This is a genomic window from Vibrio fluminensis, from assembly GCF_015278125.1.
In the GTDB taxonomy this organism is placed as follows: Bacteria; Pseudomonadota; Gammaproteobacteria; order Enterobacterales; family Vibrionaceae; genus Vibrio; species Vibrio fluminensis.
The window spans coordinates 56388-75316 of record NZ_JADILO010000006.1; the positions used below are offsets into that span (position 1 = coordinate 56388).

15 protein-coding genes and 1 other RNA gene are annotated in these 18929 nt (G+C 43.0%); 6 read left to right on the forward strand and 10 right to left on the reverse strand.

All coding sequences use genetic code 11. The annotated features are described in order from the left end of the window. Positions 1-148: 148 nt before the first annotated feature. Positions 149-4579 carry an SslE/AcfD family lipoprotein zinc metalloprotease gene (locus IRQ95_RS06490; RefSeq protein ID WP_194436182.1) on the forward strand — a complete coding sequence of 1477 codons (4431 nt, stop codon included), beginning with the start codon at positions 149-151 and terminating at the stop codon, positions 4577-4579. 67 nt (positions 4580-4646) lie between these two features. On the opposite strand, the gene IRQ95_RS06495 is transcribed toward IRQ95_RS06490, so the two are convergent. From IRQ95_RS06495 to IRQ95_RS06510, 4 genes are all read right to left on the reverse strand, one after another. Further along, positions 4647-5282, reverse strand: coding sequence for an HD domain-containing protein (locus IRQ95_RS06495; protein ID WP_194436183.1), 636 nt, complete (start codon positions 5280-5282; stop codon positions 4647-4649). Further along, positions 5282-5737 (reverse strand): GNAT family N-acetyltransferase, encoded by a 456-nt coding sequence (locus IRQ95_RS06500; RefSeq protein WP_194436184.1) that lies wholly within the window; start codon positions 5735-5737, stop codon positions 5282-5284. Before IRQ95_RS06500 ends, IRQ95_RS06495 begins: the two co-directional genes overlap by 1 nt. Before the next feature lie 147 nt (positions 5738-5884). After that, the gene (locus IRQ95_RS06505; RefSeq protein WP_228481322.1) at positions 5885-7144 is read right to left on the reverse strand and encodes an SLC5/6 family protein; all 1260 of its coding nucleotides are present in this window, start codon (positions 7142-7144) and stop codon (positions 5885-5887) included. Positions 7145-8021: 877 nt separating this feature from the next. Next, the gene (locus IRQ95_RS06510) at positions 8022-9320 is read right to left on the reverse strand and encodes an L-cysteine desulfidase family protein (RefSeq protein WP_194436186.1); all 1299 of its coding nucleotides are present in this window, start codon (positions 9318-9320) and stop codon (positions 8022-8024) included. 295 nt (positions 9321-9615) lie between these two features. On the opposite strand from IRQ95_RS06510, the gene IRQ95_RS06515 reads away from it, so the two are divergent. Further along, positions 9616-10092 carry an Lrp/AsnC family transcriptional regulator gene (locus tag IRQ95_RS06515; RefSeq protein ID WP_194436187.1) on the forward strand — a complete coding sequence of 159 codons (477 nt, stop codon included), beginning with the start codon at positions 9616-9618 and terminating at the stop codon, positions 10090-10092. Positions 10093-10218: 126 nt separating this feature from the next. On the opposite strand, the gene ffs is transcribed toward IRQ95_RS06515, so the two are convergent. The 3 genes from ffs to IRQ95_RS06530 form a co-directional block, all read right to left on the reverse strand. Then, an RNA gene (gene ffs, locus IRQ95_RS06520) (signal recognition particle sRNA small type) lies at positions 10219-10315 on the reverse strand. A 177-nt stretch (positions 10316-10492) separates the two neighbouring features. Continuing rightward, the gene (locus IRQ95_RS06525; protein ID WP_228481323.1) at positions 10493-12409 is read right to left on the reverse strand and encodes a GGDEF domain-containing protein; all 1917 of its coding nucleotides are present in this window, start codon (positions 12407-12409) and stop codon (positions 10493-10495) included. A 237-nt stretch (positions 12410-12646) separates the two neighbouring features. Next, a complete protein-coding gene (locus IRQ95_RS06530) occupies positions 12647-13387 on the reverse strand; it encodes a VP0952 family biofilm-associated protein (RefSeq protein ID WP_194436189.1) in 741 nt (246 codons plus the stop codon). 166 nt (positions 13388-13553) lie between these two features. On the opposite strand from IRQ95_RS06530, the gene IRQ95_RS06535 reads away from it, so the two are divergent. Continuing rightward, positions 13554-13856 (forward strand): DNA base-flipping protein, encoded by a 303-nt coding sequence (locus IRQ95_RS06535; RefSeq protein WP_194436190.1) that lies wholly within the window; start codon positions 13554-13556, stop codon positions 13854-13856. A gap of 63 nt (positions 13857-13919) precedes the next feature. On the opposite strand, the gene IRQ95_RS06540 is transcribed toward IRQ95_RS06535, so the two are convergent. After that, the gene (locus IRQ95_RS06540) at positions 13920-14345 is read right to left on the reverse strand and encodes a YbaY family lipoprotein (protein ID WP_075648702.1); all 426 of its coding nucleotides are present in this window, start codon (positions 14343-14345) and stop codon (positions 13920-13922) included. A gap of 261 nt (positions 14346-14606) precedes the next feature. Between IRQ95_RS06540 and tesB the strand changes: the two genes are divergently transcribed. Together tesB and IRQ95_RS06550 are read left to right on the forward strand one after the other, a co-directional pair. Next, entirely contained in the window at positions 14607-15467 is an 861-nt protein-coding gene (tesB, locus tag IRQ95_RS06545) for an acyl-CoA thioesterase II (protein ID WP_194436191.1), read from the forward strand. Between the two features lie 207 nt (positions 15468-15674). Beyond that, the gene (locus tag IRQ95_RS06550; protein ID WP_194436192.1) at positions 15675-16739 is read left to right on the forward strand and encodes a PLP-dependent cysteine synthase family protein; all 1065 of its coding nucleotides are present in this window, start codon (positions 15675-15677) and stop codon (positions 16737-16739) included. A 56-nt stretch (positions 16740-16795) separates the two neighbouring features. On the opposite strand, the gene IRQ95_RS06555 is transcribed toward IRQ95_RS06550, so the two are convergent. Beyond that, positions 16796-17113, reverse strand: coding sequence for a DUF1244 domain-containing protein (locus IRQ95_RS06555; protein ID WP_194436193.1), 318 nt, complete (start codon positions 17111-17113; stop codon positions 16796-16798). Between the two features lie 125 nt (positions 17114-17238). Beyond that, on the reverse strand, positions 17239-18114 hold the full coding sequence (locus IRQ95_RS06560; protein ID WP_194436194.1) for a Tim44 domain-containing protein: 876 nt from the start codon (positions 18112-18114) through the stop codon (positions 17239-17241). 209 nt (positions 18115-18323) lie between these two features. On the opposite strand from IRQ95_RS06560, the gene IRQ95_RS06565 reads away from it, so the two are divergent. Continuing rightward, positions 18324-18914 carry a TetR/AcrR family transcriptional regulator gene (locus tag IRQ95_RS06565; protein ID WP_194436195.1) on the forward strand — a complete coding sequence of 197 codons (591 nt, stop codon included), beginning with the start codon at positions 18324-18326 and terminating at the stop codon, positions 18912-18914. Positions 18915-18929: the final 15 nt, after the last annotated feature.

An 18929-nucleotide genomic window follows, 5' to 3' on the forward strand; every position in this document is an offset into this window, starting at 1 on the left:
CTCAAAATATGTAGGATTACCCTGACAAAAAACACCTAATTCGATTAATCAAATTAATAGTTACAACAATTAATATCAATTAGTTAAGTGCGTGCTACAGCTATAAAATTCCAATAAATTTAATAAGTTAAAGCAAAGCAGTTTCTGAATGAAGATCAAATTTATTGTAAGTGTAATGTCAGTTGCACTTATGGCGGGATGCAATGACGACAGCCTACATATAACATCTCAATTTCCTTCCGAACCGGAAATCCCCACTGAGCCTGACATCCCCACTGAGCCTGAAGTTCCCGGAGTTCCTGAAGTAGTCATTCCTACCCATTTCAGCTCTAAATTAAGCGTAGGTGGACAAATTATATCTGGTGACGTTGCTTGTAACGGCGAAGTGCTGGGCGAAGAGGCTCAAATTACATTAGCTTATGGCGATGACATTAGCTGTTATTTTGGCAATGTTGAATTAGCGAGCTTTCCACCATTTGTTTATGAAAGAGGCTCAGACTCAAAGACGATGACTATTGACGGAAAGCATGTACGTAATGCTCATGCGGTTCTGCGTAAAGTCAGCACCTGTCCAAGTGAAAATCGCATCTGCCTAGAAGAGATCAACAGCATCGATATTGCTGATATTTATAAAAATCTGGGCGACGAGAACGCAGTTAAAGAATTTCTAACACCGCAACCAGAAGAAAATGCGGGCAAAGCACCGTCGTCTCATGTTGACGATACTGTCATTCCTGAAGTATCAACCGGCACAAATGACGATAAGTTTGGCCAAGAAGGTGCATTCGTTTCAGCCAATGTTGAAGAAAACCTCGCTTACAAGCCAAGTTCTGAAAGTTCTTTACCAACACTCGCCACACTAACCGATATCAGCGGAAAAAAACCGATCGCTGGTGTTCAATTCTATACACGTAGCAAACGTGGTACGACAGACGAAAACGGTCAATTTGAGTTTGTATGGGGTGAAGAGATCACTTTTGGTATCGATACTTTTACCTTTGGTAAAGTGAAAGGTAACCAAGTCAACTACAAGCTAACCGATGTAACGGGTAATACAGTTGTTCAACAAAACATTCAACAACTTGCTGAACGATATGATACGGACTCGTCACCAGAAACGATAACTTTTGGACCTAAAGTTCATGAAGTATTTGCCTTATATCCTAACGTTATCAATGAAATAATTAACCTAACGCTACCAAATGGTGCGGATCTACTTGATGATAAAGGCAACCCAACCGACTTCAAAACGCCAGATGAATTCGCTGCACAATTTGACTCAGGTTTAGCGGCACTCATTGATGCAGAGCTCAACAAAGCTTCAAGCTACCAGTTTAGCCGCATGTTTGATCAGTCAAAAACAGTTTCGATGCAATCTGGCGGGTATGTAACTGATACCCTTACCGCTCTATACAATCAGGTTGACCAATTCCACGTATTCCATGACACCTATTCTTGGTATGGCGCAAGTGGTACGGCCCGTGGACAGCGCGCGCTCAACCTATCTAACCGTGCTTTTCCAATAATGATGGCTCGCAATGACAACAGTCACTGGCTAGGGTTTGGCGAGGAAGCGGCTTGGACTCGTGGTTCAGGTAAAGATCAAAAAGCTTACTTTGTTGATGCCACCGTTCTTGATAGCACCTCAACTATCGAGCTTGAACGCCCGATGCAGCTGGCAAAGGACAATGTGACTTTTAACCTACCTTTCGTTGCAAGTGGCGAAATTGGTTCAGGTAAAATCGTCTATATGGGTAACTCTATGTACCCAAGTGTCATCTCTTGTCCGGACAACTACTGGGCAGGTGCAGAGCTAAGCATTAACGGCGAAGAACAGACCTGTAACTACAAAGGTACATTAGAAGAGCAAACCGCTGATAGCCGCAATGATGATGATTCGATGGCGACTTTCTTCGCCAATATGTTCAATTGGTTCGACACCGACTACAAAAATAAAACCATTGCTTCGAATATTGAGCTTGGTTATGCGTTTGAAACATGGAAAGCAGATAAAACTTATCCATTTTTCGTTAGCCCGAGTTTTGGTTTCAGCAATTACGAATATTACTCAAGCGGCCAATTTGGTGATTTGATCCCTGAAACGACACCAATTTTGCTTTTACAAGGTTATGAGCAGTTAACCAGCGGCTATGATACCAAAGCGACCATGGCGAATATTGATAAACCGATTCTAACGCCAGAAGACATTAGCGACTTGATTCGCTACGTTAGCAATGGCGGTAATGTTTTGGTGATGGAAGCCATTGGTCCTCGCAACCCAGAGCCAATCGCTCGACTATTTGATTCTGCCGGTATGGCGGTTGGTGAGAGTAATACCGTTTTCACTCGCCAAGCTTATTGTGGTTCTAGTTACTACTGTCATGGCGATATCGCGCCTAACGTTCACGCACAATTAACTGGCGGACTGGTCGTATACGAACGCTATGCAGATACCTCAAAAATCACAATTGAGGAGAACGCTGAAGGCAAAGGGACCGTAGTATGGCCTGGCCCTGTCGATATGCCAACATTGGAAATCCCTCGCTTTAAAGATGCAAACAACGAAGCGAAAGGGGAATACGCGTTTTTTGCCGTAAACAGTGAAGAAGAAAAACTTGCGGCTATTGCAAAGATAAAAAAAGAGTTCCCTCAAGCGCCTGTATGTAAAGACCCGTATCAATACGAAGTTAACTGTATTGAATACCGTGAGGGTCATGGCATTCAAACTCGCGGTAACTACCAGCGTCCAGACTTCACTCGTTATCCTATGAACCAAGAAGTAGTGGCTGCGATGGTTAAAGCCGCTAACCTTGGCGACAACATCACGGCGCTTTACAACCATGAGTTGTACTACCGCACCAAGTCACAGCAAGGTGAACGCTTACCGAGTTCAGAGCTAAATGCCGTATACGACAACCTATCGATTTGGTTGTGGAATAATGAAAACTACAGATACGACAATACTGTTGCGCATGATGAGCTAGGTTTCCAAACGTTAGTTCAATTCCTAAACTGCTATACCAGCAATGCTCATCAAGAAGGTGCTAATGTCGCATGTCCTGATGAACTCGGACAGTCTTTAGTGGATAACCATCTAATCCATGTGAACGGCGAGCTAAACCCAAGCTACCCGCTCAATTACATGGAGAAGCCATTGACACGTATCATGCTGGGTCGTTCTTACTGGGATCACGATATTGTTGTCGATACTACCGTATATCCTGGTCGTCCTAAGCTAACAGGCTCATCGGCTAATGCTACGATTCAGACATATCGTAACCCTGTGACGTTTGCCGCCAACAACCGCCAAGCGACAGGCCTTTGGGCTCCACAACTGGAAAACGTTACTGTCACTGGCGGTACTGCAGGCACTATTACAGTCGCTCTAGTTGATGACCTTACAGGACGTAACAATCACGAACTTGCGCTTAACCGTCCACCTCGTGTAGAAAAAAGTTTCGATTACAATGGTTCGTCGCTAACGTTTAAAGTTCCTTATGGTGGTTTAATCTACATTTCTCCTGCCGCTAGCCAAGAGCAGGCGAACGTTACATACCAGTTTGATAATGTAGTAAAAGGATCGTACTGGAAAAACGACGAGTGGTTGCATGGCTATAATGTCGACGTTCCGCTAGCAGATATTGATACTGGCCATTTTATCTACACCACTCCGGTTAAAAATGCACAAAATGCAGAAAACGTTAAACGTTTCGTGTTAGACATTAACCGCTTTGCGAATGCAGCGAGTGATTTTTATGGCCGCGATCAAGACGAACTGATTGGTGAACACCGCCGATTCACTAGCCCTAGCGTACTACCTGAACACCGTCATCACTTCGTCAATGATCGCCAGATCTCTATTGGTGCCGCTCACTCAGGTTACCCAGTGCAGAGCTCATCATTCAACGTAAACGCAACAACCATTCCAACCAATCCAGTAAATGATTGGCTGCTGTGGCATGAAGTTGGACATAACCTAGCAGCAGCACCATTTAGTGTTGCAGGCTCAACGGAAGTGACCAACAATATTCTTGCACTTTACATGCAGGAATTACGCGAAGATCTGCCAGAAATGACACGTATCAAGCTTGATATTCAGAAAATGGACACTTGGATGTCAATGCACGGAAAACATGCTTGGAGTGAGGCTGATGCTGGTATCCGTTTGGTAATGTTTGGTCAGTTAAAACTGTGGGCTGACGACCACTTCGATATCGATAAATGGTACACCGCTGACGCACTGCCTAAAGTGTTTAATACAGAGAAACAAGGCTGGAATCTATTTAAGTTAATGCACCGTATGGCTCGTGGTGAAACATTTGCTGAAGATGCCAACTACTGTACTCAGCAAGCTACAGGCTTAAATGCGAGCGATACGCTGATGGTCTGTGCGTCATACGCATCAGGCTATGACTTGCGTGATTTCTTCTTGCAGTGGAACCCAGGCGAAGTGAAAGCAGATATGCCAAACGGTGAAAGTGACTATAGCGGTGGTATCACTGCGCAAGGTTTGGATTTACTGACTGAACTTAAGTTACCTATTACGACTAAGTCCGCACTAAGTTACACCAGTTTGTAAAACAATCACCACCTTCCTAGGCGGTGGTTTAGAGCTAACAATAAAAAGGCTACCTCGGTAGCCTTTTCTAAATCTCCCTACCCAATTGCTCTAGAAACCCCTGCATAAACTCAGTGCGCTTTTCCGCCTCAACTCGAGCAGACTCTGTGCGCATGGTCTCTTTCAGTTTGAACAATTTGGTGTAGAAATGATCAATGGTGAACTGTCGATCATCAGGCTGGCGATTATGGCAAAACGGGTTTTCTGCTTGATACAACTCCACACCTAAACTCGTGCTCACCTGAATGCAGCGAATCACACCAATGGCACCTAATGCATCCAGCCTATCTGCATCTTGAACAATCTTGGCTTCTAATGTGTTAGGCTCAACTTGAGCACTAAAACTGTGCGCGACGATCGCATGGTGGATATCGTTTAACAGTACTTCTGGATAGTGAATACTGCGGAGCAACTCGATCGCTTTATCAGCCGCAAACAATGAGCTCTTGGCACGATCTGGATGATGTTTCGCCACTACAACGCAGTCATGCAAATAAGCCGCTGGCAGTACGATCGCCAAGTTGGCCCCTTCAAGGCTGCAAAGCTGTTTCGCCGTTTTTACTACACGTTGAATATGCGCTAAATCATGCGCAGAATCTTGCACCATTTCATCCTTAACGAACTGCACAAGCTGTTGTTCTAGGTGAGCATAATCAATCGCCATCACTGCTCCTCAAGATTCAAATAAAGGCGCAACATATCTTGGTGTTGAATACCATTTTCAAAAATCGCTTCTGGGTAGTTATCCAAGAAATAATTTTTCAGCACGCAATCAATACGAAAACCCAAGCGTTGGTAATAGGTTAACTGATAGCCAAATGTCCCTGTCCCTAACTCGAGCCTTTTGATGCCTTTATCTGCCATCTGTGCTATCGCATACCTCAATAACTGAGTGCCAATGCCTTGCTGCTGCTTACTGGGAGCGACGGACACATTAAAAATCTCTACTACCCCATCACGGACTGGTTTCATTACACAAGCGGCAAATACCTCGTTTTGCTCTTTGGCGACAAAACACCAGCTGTCACGTAAATATGAGCTGATACTCTGCTCGCTAGGGTCGGCCTCTAGTAGTAACTCAAGCGGTACCTGGCTTGACTCGTATTGTAAAAATTTCACGTTAATTCCTAGACTTAGTGCGACTGATTAATCCGCGACTTGGCGCTGATATCGCTTACTCTATCAGTGGTTTCAGGAATTGACGAGACAAAAAAAGCGGCTCATATGAGCCGCTTTGCCTCTACTACTGTTAATTCTTTAACGTCATTACATGAACGCTAGTAACGGAGAGATACATAGTAAGATACCCGTTACGATAATTAAGTTTGTCGCAGCACCTTTGTACTTATGTAGTTGAGGTACTTTGTGCACAAGGTAAGCTGGGATTAAACAACCAACCATACCAAAGATTGGGCTACAAATTGAAGTAAACGATAGAATCGGCGCGTTCAGTGCAATTGCAGACCATGCGAGTAGAATGATAAACACAGTTACTAGTTTGTTTACCAACTCTTTGTTGATTTGAGATTCATCACGAGTACGTAGCAAGATGTTCATTGCTAGGCCACGACATGCTTCTTGGAACGCTAGGAACACGCCAAAGAACGATGTCACTACCGCAAAGATGTTAATAACAATACCTGCTACCGTTGCCCAGCTACCAGGGAAGTAATGCGCAATGATTGCTAGTGCCGAAATGTTCTTGTTCATTGCTTCAGTTGCTTGCTCTTGGCTAATCGCAAAAGTAAATGACACTGCGAAGAAGAACACGATTACAAACAGAATAGCGAAAGCGATTTTCATTGCACGTTCTGCTTTGTAACGCGCTACTTCAATTGATTTCTCGTGTGAACGGTAAGAGATCACCATTGGGCTAAGCGACTGAATAAACAGAATAGAGGTTAGCGTGAATGGTAGAGTAATGATTGCATTCTTAAGCATTGGACCAAAGTCACCAATAGCTGGAATGTTTGCCATGTCCCAACGAGCGACAAGAAGTACACCCATTACTGCAACAAGAGAAAGTACTGTCACAGCCATAAAGCCTGACAATTTAAATAGTAACTTCTCACCTTTTGAGCCGATAAACGCCAGCACACAAATAAGGGCTAAACCATAAAATACATTATCGTTTAAGTGGCCTTCAGTCACACCAAATGAGTGTAGGTATGAAGCACTATCATTGGTTACCGCTAGTGAGTAAACCAAAACCCAGATTACCAACATTAAGAAGTAAAGCACGCCCAGTACCACACCCCAGTTTTTCCCCAAGTAACCTTCAATTACGCCTGGGTAGTCAGTACATTTTTTTGATTCAGCTAAGGTATTAATAAAAAGTTTTTGAAATAGGTACATGGCTGGGTAGCCAATAACCGAAGAAAGGAGAAATACCCATAGACCCATTACACCAACTTGAACTGGCAAAAATACGATACCAGCACCAATCGCCATACCGATACTCATCACCACCCAACCAATATCGACATTATCGAACTTAATCGCTTTTTGCCATTCTTGTTTGGTCATATTTGCACGTTCGTATGGTTGTCTGGTGTCTTTGGTGCTGCTGGTAGGGACAGCTTGTACAGTTTCACTCATAATATTGTTCCATTAGATTAATTTTGTTATTGGTATCCGCAGACACTTCACAGCGTCCGTCTCGATTTAGGTAGGAGCATACTCGAGCTTTTATAGAAATTGTTTATTAAAAATATCACGAAACAGGGCTAAGATAGGAAAAAATTCTTTAAAACCACAATCTAATCAAGGTCTTTTTTTTGTGCTGATTTAGATCAATTGACGAAGAACTAAAAGGCTTGAAAAGCTTGATCGACTTCACTTTCCTACATTTTTTATGTGCTAGATTTGATATCATCCATACGAGATGCGCTTCACAGTTTTGTTAATTCAGAGCTCAGCATAAACCCAGAAAATGTAAAAAATGACAATTACAGATCAAAACTAAAATTAAGTGTGTATTTTTACAATTTATTTTTAATTAAAAACAGAAATTCCAACTCATATTAATAAATAAATAAAACCCTACTCCCCCCTAGAAATGGAAACAATTCTTTCAATCATGCTAAGTTTGACCGATAAGAGCAGATTCTTAAACAAAAGCACAATGAGAATCAAAGTACTTCAACTGAGAAGCACTTTTATTATGTGTTAATTTAGATAGGTGAGCAGAGAGTGAACAATGGTCTTATAAAGCCGATAAGCTGATATATCGCGAGATTAACCCTAAGAATGCAATTGTCGGTGGGTATTAAAGGGTAAGCCGAAAAAATTAGCTGGAAAAAGCTGAGAATAAATAGAAAGGGAGTGCTCTAATAAATAAAAAAACCAAGCTTTAAACTATTGGGGAATAGCAAAGCTTGGCTTAAGACAAAAGTTTACTCGATTACTTTTGCATCATGATATCAAGGATCTGTACATCCGTTTGAGTCATCGAACCATTTGCCAAAGCAGAGAGGTTCATGATTGAATGATCAACATCATTTGCCACGATACCTTCGTTTCCGGTCACACGGATCCCATCAATCGCCATCAATGCCGCTTTAACCGCTGAACTCGCAGAAGAAGACACTTTCATAGCACAAGACGTTTTTGCGCCATCACAGATCACGCCCGCAACGTCACCAATCATGCTACAGATCGACGCACTCACTTTCTCAAAGTCACCACCAAGCAGATAAGTAATTGCCGCAGCAGACCCCATAGAAGCCGTAGTCGCACCGCAAAGAGCTGACAGCTTATTCTGGTAACTCTTAACGTAAATCGCCATCAAATGAGAAAGCATTAGTGCACGAATAGTTTGCTCTTCCGTTGCTTTTAAGAACTCAGCACTCGCCACTACTGGCATGGTTGCAGCAATACCTTGATTACCAGAACCTGAGTTACTCATTGCTGGTTTCATTGCACCGTCCATACGTGCATCTGATGCTGCAGAAGTACGTACTAACACCTCAGTCAGAAGCCCGCCTGACAATAAACCACGCTGCTCATTCTTACGGAATGTGGCACCAATTTCTAAGCCGTAATTGCCTGCAAGACCTTCTTCAGACAATTCTGTGTTCAATACTTTAGCCTGCTCAATAAATCGAATGTCATCTAAATCCGCATTCATTGCGAAATCATAAACATCTTGAGCGGTTGCTTCTGCAAATGGGTTTGTGCTTACCGCTTCTTCACTTTTTTCTTGCGGTTCAGCTTTAAAGATAGTGATGCCATCTTCTTCAATTGCCACAATATTAGTGTGACCATCAGCAATAATCACCGCTACACTGCGATCTTGATAAAACACCGTCACTTTAGCGTAAAGAATGTTAGCAACATCAGCTACACCTACTGCAACTTGTTTGTTTTCTAGCATCTGTTTTGCAATAGCCACATCGTCAGCAGTAACATTTTTAAGTACTTCAAGATTTGCAGTGTGGTCACCCGCAACCGCGCCGATAGCCGCTGCCATGTTAAGACCGACAGAACCTGTTCCTGGAATACCTACACCCATACCGTTTTTCATTAGGTTGGCAGAAACGCTTGCTTCTATGTTAACTGAGCTGGCTTCAGGTTTAATACCCAGTCTATCAATTGCAATTGCAGTCGCTAACGCGACAGAGACAGGCTCAGTACAACCTAATGCAGGGACTACTTCACGGTTGATCACATCAATAAATAATGGCCATAAGTGTTGTTTCATGTATTGGCTCGCTTCAAATAATAGTTATAGCTTTGGGTCAGAGGGACCTCGATTTGGTTCTATTCTAATCCAATATCCGAAGAATGTTTTTTCAAATTATTCTTTAAATAGCAATAAAAAGAGAAAATTTTTCTATACCAAAAGGCATAAATCATAAAGAATTTGATCTAAAATACCCTAGCAAACCCAGTAATAATGGGGAACAAGAGAATGTGAGATAGATCACATCAAATTCTCCATAATTGTAAAATAAGAGTAAAAATTGCTAGGTAAATTTTGATAACAATGTGAGGAAATGGTGGGAGAACAAGTAAAACTAGACAAGGTAGATCGCCTATTGCTGGCAGCCTTGCAAGAAGACGCAACAATGCCACTTAATGAATTAGCGAAAACCGTTAATTTAACCACAACGCCCTGCTGGAAGCGCTTGAAGCGCCTTGAAGAAGAAGGGGTCATAACAAAACGAGTTGCACTATTAGATCCTGAAAAGATTGGGGTTAACTTTACAGCATTTGTTCAAGTAAAGACTTGCGACCATTCTCATGCTTGGTATGAAAAGTTCGTGCTTGCCGTCTTTGAGATGCCTGAAGTCATGGACTTCTACCGCATGGCTGGCGAATACGATTATATGATGCGAGTGCAAGTGGAAGACATGGCGGCTTTTGACCGCTTCTACAAGCAATTGGTAAACCAAGTAGAAGGGCTAACTAACGTAACGTCAACATTCGCGATGGAATCGCTAAAATTCACCACGGTATTGCCTCTAAAGTAAACTGAGACAAACGATGGTTGGGGTGCTTCTAATCTAAGGAACTGCGCCCCTTCAATATTTCAGACAATTGATGAGCACCAGATAGCAAAAAGCCGCTTACAAGAAGCGGCTTTTCTAAATTGGGTGGAGACCCAGCCACATCCCGGCACACAAGTCACCCGCTGCGGCTGCTTCCTTCCGGACCTGACCGAGTTCACGAGCTATTGTTGCGGGAGGACCAGGCCTCCATAGTTCATCTCTGTATAACCAGAGAGTGAGGGGATTATCTGGTATCACTGCGGGCATTGCAAGCCCAACAGCCAATAAAAATAGTCTTTTCAAACTAAACGGTCAGCATTTGACCTAATACGATGATAAATCATGCAAATATCGACATTACCTCGTAAAACACTCGAGTTCATTAATCACAAGCCACTAATTCTTTATGTATGCTTTGCGACTCTAAAAAACGGGCTTTACGTTTATTCGAATACATTGAGAGGTCGGCTTCGTGCATCACTTCTTCTAGAGACATGCTCTCGCCTCGAGGTTTCGAAACCCCAAAAGCAACCGAAATATCTAAGCAAATATCGTTGCGTAAAGAACTAAACTTGATTTTTTGTAAGTGGAGCAACGCGTGACTCAAATCAACACCATTCACCACACCGACTAAAATAAACTCGTCACCGCCTATTCGATAACTTTGCCCCGACCAATAACGCATAATCTTGGCGGCGATCTCTTTCAGTACTTGGTCACCAATTTCATGACCGTAAGTATCATTAATTGGCTTAAACTTATTTACGTCTAGATAGATTAAGGTAGCTTCGCGCGGAACACCTTTACTGTAGCGATTTTTGAGTGCACGTCGGTTTTTGAGTTTAGTTAAATTGTCAGTATTTGACTGCTGGTTTAGGTAGAAGCTCACCAACAACGAGGCAATCAAAGCCAACATAAAAATAATAAAGCTCAAACGCGCCAGTCTTTGTTCACTCTGTAAAGTCGCTTTCCAGTCGGGCAAGATATAGTGGTTGTTGATGATACGCTCAAGATCCAACATAGTGATCGCTTGCGAAAAAAGTGGAGCCAAAATGGCGCCCTGCGCATTCTTGGGGAACCCGATGGCAATCTCTGTATAGTAAAACTCCCCTATCAGCTGGTCCTCAACGATTGGCAGCAACGTTTTAGACTCTCTCAATACTTTATTGAAGCTTGAACGAGCGATGACTAGGTAGTCTACTTCCTTGCGTAACAGAGCGTTTACTCGCTCAGCGTCATTTGCATAGGTAAACAATTTCTTTTGAGGCAGCATTTCTGCCAATACTTCGTGATAGATATCGTTTTTAATTACACCAATTCGCTCCACGATGAGCTCAGACACATTGCTATAAACGTTATCTTTGTAGCCTTCTCGCTTAATCACAACCCCAGTAGAAGTATAATAAGGCTCGCTGTAATATCCGATATCTTTTCGAGGTTCCGATATCGCAATTGGTGACAGAATATCTATCTGTTGTGCTGCAAAATCGTTAAACATCGATGCCCATGTTTCTTCAGCATCACTCACCAACTCACAGTTCAATTGTAAAATATCACAGGCAGAAAAAAGAACTTCAGGAGTCACTCCTGTCACTTCACCATTATTATGGTAAGTCGCATATTGGCCTACATGTTCAATCTTTACTTTTAATGGCTGAGCTCTATCGATTCCCGCTTTTGTAACCATATTACGGAGGGATTCGCTGCGCAGTTGAAATTGATAGTCTTCGACCGACTGCCTTAACGCTTTCTGCATTCGGCCTGAATGGATAAATTTTTCGAATTGTGCCAACTGTTCACGATGCAAATTTTTAGTCGCAATCAGAGAAACCGGCTTAATAGAAATATGATTATTGAGTAGCTGAGCATCAAATCCCGCTATCAGCATAGGTTTGAGTTGATTGATCGCATCGACCACGCCATCAACCTTGCCCTCTTCTAGCAAACGACGGGCTTCGAGGTGACCTGAATACTCAATCAACTCTACGTCAGGGTAATTTTTGACAATCAAATCACCGTAGATAGTACCAAGTGGCACCCCGACGCTGTCTACTGAATCGAGAGTGACCCCGTTTATGCTATAAAGGTAGGTATATTCGATATTGGTTGGACTTGAGTAATCAAAACGCTCTGCACGTTGATCGGTATAAGTAACATTAGCGGCAAAGTCACTCTCTCCTGTTTCAACTGCGGTCAATATGTCATTGAAACTCGGATAATAAATGTAATCGATAGATAAATTAAACTCAGTCGCAATGGAATTAAACAGCGTCCTAGTAACGATGTCGTCGGCTTCCATACCCACACTGATACGTTCCTTCGCAAACACTGGGACCATTAAAAAAAGTGACGCGATCAAGAGAATTATAGTTCGAAACAACCTTTACCTAACCATTTAACTGAGTGAATACGCTCTGTTGGCAAATAACCATTTTATTCAATCCATTGAAAAAGGCTTTTACCATATTATTTGACTATTTATGCGCCAATTGTGTCATAAAGTTGTCACTAACAACAAATACTAAAGCAACACCATTCATATTTCTTCGTTGTACTCGACACTTTTAAGTATGTAATCCGTTATCCAAGCAGTTCCTAGCAAACAAAGCCAAACAACAAAAACAGGGTTGGGTACATCAACTTGTGGGCTTATGACTAGTGCAGCAAAACCAACGGTGGGCAGAGTCCAACATAAGAGCTTGCCCCATTTAAAACTTTTGACTTTAAGAAGGTTTTCGAGCGTCGACATAATGCCGATAGCAGAGAGTGCAAACAAAATCCCGTAAGTAAACTGCGCGACCCAAAGAGGCAATAACAAGACAAGAACCCACCAACGATGCTCTTTACCTGGTTTCCAATGGCTTGCCGACCACCAAATAAAAATCACAGCGAGAGTCTGAAAACCAGTCATCACTGCTGACCCTTCCAGTTTTCCTGCCGTTTGAGTCGACATAATCCCAACTTGCAGAGTCACGACGATCAACGCAGAAATCGCCACTGCAACCATATTTGAGCGCTTAGAAAAGATTACCATCAGTAACGGAAAAAGAATCCAGACACTGACTGATAAAGTGATAGGCTGGTGAGGCAACGTGAGACCATAGGCCAGCACGGAAACAAAGAAAACAGCTGAAGCAAAACTGCGCTTTTGAATTAACCACAATGCTGGGACTAACACTGCGACTAGAGGGATCTCTCCCTCACTAACGCCAAGCACTCTAGCGCACACCACTGCCAGTAGCGCTGCAATAAAAAACTGTAGGGTAGAAAACAACATTCCCGCTCCTTATTCCTTCCTGGAATTATCGAAATCGGTGATTTGGTTTAAAATGCAATCATTGCAAAAAAGTGTCGAAGCATCCCTTTGCTCTTTCGACTAATTAAACCACGGCGTAATACCAAGTTGTCTCAACAATCAGAAAAACTTGGATACAGGATTAAGTATGGATCAGTTTTTAGCGCAAATCTTTGCAGTAATTCACCAAATTCCCGAAGGGAAAGTAACCAGTTACGGTGAAATTGCCAAAATGGCCGGATATCCGGGGTATGCGCGTCATGTAGGAAAAGCGTTAGGGAACCTTCCTGAGGGTTCGAAACTGCCTTGGCATCGAGTGTTAAACAGTCAGGGAAAAATATCGCTTAAAGGTCATGACCTTAATAGGCAACGAGCAAAATTGCTTGCAGAGGCTATCGAGTGCAGTGAGCAAGGGAAAGTAAACTTGAGAAAATACAAATGGCAGCCTTAAGCTGCCATTTATTGCACTACGCAAAAGGTGCTTAGTCTCATCAACTCAGATGATTGACAAAAACTAGCGACCTACGCCAACTAGCATCAAATCACGATGCTGAGTTTTTGCTTCATCTGTGATCACTGGGTAAACCGTGTCAGTAGTGAAGCGCAATTTACCATTCACCTCAATACGTGCACTTACCGCGTAAGTGTGACCCGGTTGGATCGTGTCTGCGTCATAGTTTAGCGTAAACGCGAAAGGAATTTGCTTACCTTCGGTTTCCATTACCTGCTCAGCAACCAATTTAGCTGGCGCATCAGCCAATGAAATATCTTGTAGACGTACTGTCACAACCGCATTTTCAGGCAACATAATGCGTTCACGGTAAGCAACTGTGCCTGTTACCGATTGCTGCATTTGAACTTGTGATGTTGGCTCACTTTGACAACCCATTAAAACTGCTCCGAACAGAACCGACGACATCAACATCAGTGCTTTTTTCATAATGCCTCACTATGAGATTTAATACATACCAATCAACGCAACGTTCTGAACGCTTACTTATCCCGATTGGTAATAAGATGGAATACGGGAAAATTATAGTCGTGATTGTGCATAGTGTCATGAGGATTTGCACACTCTTAACCAATTCTTGACTGTGTCAGTTTTCTCTAGCTATTTACCAAACAACTTGATGCTAACGTCACTTTCGCTATAGGCTAATGTTAAGAGTAATAGTAAATAAACTGATTGGATAACAACATCATGAGTAAACCACTAAACGAGCTACTAAGCTTGCTGCAGTTGGAAAAATTAGAAGAGGGATTGTTCCGTGGACAGAGTGAAAACCTCGGATTACCTCAAGTCTACGGTGGTCAGGTGATTGGACAAGCTTTGTCTGCAGCCCGTTACACTGTGGCTTCTGATCGCACGGTTCACTCTTTTCATAGCTACTTCCTCTACCCTGGCGATCCTGAAAAGCCGATTATTTATGATGTAGAAAACTTACGTGATGGACGCAGCTTTAGTACTCGACGTGTAAAAGCGATTCAAAATGGGCGCCCGATTTTTTATCTTACCGCCTCTTATCATGGTGAAGCGCCTGGGTTTGAGCATCAAAACACCATGCCGAATATACCTGGACCAGAAAATTTTGCCTCTGAATCTCAACTGGCAGAGAAAATTGCGCACTTTTTACCAGAAAAGCTGCAAAAGACTTTCTGCGGTGAGAAGCCAATCGAAATGCGTCCGGTCACCGTGGTTAACCCACTTAAACCAGAAAAAACCGAACCTAAGCAATACCTATGGATGAAAGCCAATGGCGAACTGCCTGATAATCAGCTCATTCATCAATACCTACTGGGTTACGCATCCGACTGGGGTTTCCTAATCACAGCACTTCACCCACACGGTGTTTCTCTGCTCACACCAAAACTGCAAGTCGCCACCATTGACCACTCAATCTGGTTCCACCGCCCATTTAAGATGGATGAATGGTTGCTCTACGTGATTGATAGCCCAACCGCAAGCAACACCCGTGGTCTTGTGCGTGGCGAAATCTACAATCGCCAGGGTGATTTAGTGGCAACGGCAGTACAAGAAGGTGTGATGCGTTTTACCGATTAACGTATCTCGTTGCTGTTCTTATGGCGTAGAAATCTTGTTAAAACCTACGCCACTTCCACGAACATCGGATACTATAGAAAAAACCACCAATCAATCGTGAATAAATAGGAAAAATTTCCACAACCCACACGAAATAAAGTAAATAAAGAAAACACATTCCCCTCATTTATAGTTAAATTATTGTAAAACGATTCGAGGAGAAAGTTCATGTTAAGCCGAAGAGAATGGACAAATAACGCAGTCCGAAAAATCGAAGCCGACTATCAACGTTCAGCTGACACGCATTTAATTAAGCTCGACTTACCATGTGTGCACGGTATTGATATCTATCTTAAAGATGAAAGTACTCATCCTACAGGTTCGCTTAAACACCGTTTAGCTCGTTCCCTATTTCTCTATGCTTTGAGTAATGGTTGGGTTGGTCCTAAAACCACCATCATTGAATCTTCTTCTGGCAGTACGGCTGTTTCTGAAGCCTATTTTGCGCGCTTACTCGGCTTACCTTTTATCGCTGTAGTGCCAAAACATACCGCTCGAAAAAAAATTGAACAAATTGAGTTCTATGGCGGTAAGGCGCATTTTGTCGAGCGTTCAGATCAGATTTATGCCGAGTCGCGTCGATTGGCCAAAGAGCTTGATGGTCACTATATGGACCAATTTACCTATGCGGAGCGCGCGACAGACTGGCGTGGCAACAACAACATTGCGGACTCTATCTTCAATCAAATGAAACTTGAAGACCATCCTATCCCTCAGTGGATCGTAATGAGCCCAGGAACAGGCGGAACATCCGCAACCATCGGCCGCTTTATTCGCTATCAGCAATACGACACTAAGCTGTGTGTTGTTGACCCAGACAACTCAGTGTTCTTCGATTACTACCAATCAGGTGATACGTCTCTTACATCCGACAAAGGCAGTAAAATAGAAGGCATTGGTCGTCCCCGTGTTGAACCCAGCTTTATTGCAGGCGTGGTTGATGAAATGCGCAAAATACCTGATGCCGCCTCTGTCGCAACCGCGCAATGGTTGGAGACTAAACTCGGTCGTAAAGTGGGTGCATCGACTGGTACGAACGTCTTTGGCGCTCTGCAATTAGCATGCGAAATGAAGCAGAGGGGAGAAACAGGCTCTATTGTGACCCTATTGTGTGATAGCGGCGAACGATACTTAGATACGTACTACAACCCAGCTTGGGTCGCGGAAAACATCGGTGATCTTGAACCATATCGCCTCAAATTGGCCGAGTTTGAATCACAAGCTCGTTTGTAAGTCGATGAATTAAAAATGGGTATCGGCTGATACCCATTTCTTTTATCTAATCTAGATTACTTCTTCTGACGCGCTTCAAACGCAGCCAACTGCTCTGGTGTCGCTGCAGGCTGATGATTTTGCTTCCACTCATCATAAGTCATGCCATATACGCGCTCGCGAGCATCATCAATATCAAGCTCTAAACCTTGATTTTCTGCTTCCGCTTTGTACCACTTACTGAAACAGTTACGGCAGAAGCCCGCCAAAATCATTAGGTCTATGTTCTGAACGTCTTTATTTTCGTCAAGATGAGACAACAGTTTGCGAAATACTGCCGCATCGAGTTTGTCCTGTTGCTCTTGAGATAGTTTTTTATGTTTGAATTCAGCCACTTTACTTTCCTTATTATTGATTTTACTTCACTTAGTATACGCTAACTAACGGATAAAAAAACGCCCAAGCAAACAGCTCAGGCGCTTTCAATTTTACTTAAGGTGATGTCCTGTTAAGTCAACAATTAACCTTGAATACCGACAATTAGCCATGGTGCATTTGGCGTGGTTAAATCACGCTCTAAGTGCCAGATATCAGTAATGTCTTCTTCGATACCTTCCGCTGCATCACGGTAACGACCACTGAATTGCAAGCTCAGTTGAGCTTTGCTTGCATCGTAGTCTGCACGTACGATTTCTGCATCAACGTACATTACATCGGTGTGCTGGTCACCATCTAGTTTGGCGCGTTCTTCTTTTAAATCGGCAAACAAGCTTGGTGACACGTATTCTTCAATCGTGTCTAGTTGGTTATGGTTCCATGCACCTTGGATTGTACGGTAGTGCTCACGAGAGCCATTAACGAAAGCCGCTTGGTCAAAACCCGGTGGGTAGTTATGTGGAACATCGCTTTGTGCACCAAAACCGCCAAAGCCACCTTGGTTTACGTTTTGTGGTTGCTCAAAGTTGTGTACGTTTGGTTGCTCAAACTTAGGCGCAGAACCACCGTAAGCATGCTGCTGACGCTGATGGTTAATGCTGCCCTGCTTGGAAGCAAGTAACGCACGCATGAGCTTGAAGATAACAAAAGCAATCAAACCCATGATCAAGATATCCATAAACTGGATACCTTCAAACGCGCCACCGAAGAATGCGGCTAATAGACCACCAGCTAGCAAACCGCCTAAAATACCACCCATCAAGCCTTTCTTGCTTGATGCTGGCTTAGCGCCTTGCTCTTTACCGATGGTATTGGTGTTCTGTTGCTGCTGCTTTGGCGCTGGCGCCGTCTTGAAGCTTTTACCAAAAGACTTACCACCACCGAACTTTTTAGCTTCCGCTACAGGCGTGATGGCTACTGAAACCATCAATAACGCCACTAGAGAAAAAAGTCGTTTCATGTGTTTCCTTTAGGGTACTGGACTGAGTATTTTACCCACTCGCATTAGTTTTTAGTTAGGATCTTAATCTTAGCTGTATAGATACAAGAAAGATAGATTCCGCAACTGGAATCATGTATCAGAATATTGCAAATTTGTCGCTTGTCTAGTTGACGCTCAAAAAACACCTCCATAGAATATTGAACAACGTTCATTATTACCTTTTTATTATGGCTAGAAGAAACGACCATACAAGAGAGCAACTGGTCGCACTAACGCTAAACGCAGTGAAACAATTTCTCAATGAGAACTCTCACCACGAACTAAGCTTGCGCAAAATTGCCCAAATGATTGGCTATGTACCAAGTACCTTGGTTAACGTATTCGGCAACTATAACCTGCTACTCCTACACGTTGTCGCGCAGACTTTAGATGAGTTGTCTGCTGAAGCAAAGGCCGTGGTATCACAATGCTCAGATCCATCTCAAGCGCTGTATGAATTAGCGTATTGCTATCATGACTTCGCCCAAAAGCATCCTTATCGTTGGCAGCTAATCTTTGAACACAATATGAATGGTGAGCCACTTCCTGAATGGCAAGATACGCGCATCAACAATATGACTGGCATGCTAGAAGAGTTGCTAAGGCAGCAAGCGCCTACACGCTCTGAAAATGAAGTATTGCAAGCCAGTCGTGTACTTTGGGCGGGTGTACATGGTATTACCTTGTTAAGTGTTGATGACAAATTCTTTGCCGCTGAGCCTATTGATGGCAAAGAGCTCATCGAAAACCTGTTATCGAACTATTTGAAAAATTGGTAACACATAAGGAAATGT

Excerpts from the sequence above, each read along its gene's own strand:
- IRQ95_RS06530 (WP_194436189.1), bottom strand. The coding sequence starts at position 13,387 with ATGTTGTTTTCTACCCTACAGTTTTTTATTGCAGCGCTACTGGCAGTG.
- IRQ95_RS06550 (WP_194436192.1), top strand. The coding sequence starts at position 15,675 with ATGTTAAGCCGAAGAGAATGGACAAATAACGCAGTCCGAAAAATCGAA.
- IRQ95_RS06510 (WP_194436186.1), bottom strand. The coding sequence starts at position 9,320 with ATGAAACAACACTTATGGCCATTATTTATTGATGTGATCAACCGTGAA.
- IRQ95_RS06560 (WP_194436194.1), bottom strand. The coding sequence starts at position 18,114 with ATGAAACGACTTTTTTCTCTAGTGGCGTTATTGATGGTTTCAGTAGCC.
- IRQ95_RS06490 (WP_194436182.1), top strand. The coding sequence starts at position 149 with ATGAAGATCAAATTTATTGTAAGTGTAATGTCAGTTGCACTTATGGCG.
- IRQ95_RS06565 (WP_194436195.1), top strand. The coding sequence starts at position 18,324 with ATGGCTAGAAGAAACGACCATACAAGAGAGCAACTGGTCGCACTAACG.
- tesB (WP_194436191.1), top strand. The coding sequence starts at position 14,607 with ATGAGTAAACCACTAAACGAGCTACTAAGCTTGCTGCAGTTGGAAAAA.
- IRQ95_RS06515 (WP_194436187.1), top strand. The coding sequence starts at position 9,616 with ATGGTGGGAGAACAAGTAAAACTAGACAAGGTAGATCGCCTATTGCTG.
- IRQ95_RS06525 (WP_228481323.1), bottom strand. The coding sequence starts at position 12,409 with ATGGAAGCCGACGACATCGTTACTAGGACGCTGTTTAATTCCATTGCG.
- IRQ95_RS06535 (WP_194436190.1), top strand. The coding sequence starts at position 13,554 with ATGGATCAGTTTTTAGCGCAAATCTTTGCAGTAATTCACCAAATTCCC.
- IRQ95_RS06505 (WP_228481322.1), bottom strand. The coding sequence starts at position 7,144 with ATGACCAAACAAGAATGGCAAAAAGCGATTAAGTTCGATAATGTCGAT.
- IRQ95_RS06495 (WP_194436183.1), bottom strand. The coding sequence starts at position 5,282 with ATGGCGATTGATTATGCTCACCTAGAACAACAGCTTGTGCAGTTCGTT.
- IRQ95_RS06540 (WP_075648702.1), bottom strand. The coding sequence starts at position 14,345 with ATGAAAAAAGCACTGATGTTGATGTCGTCGGTTCTGTTCGGAGCAGTT.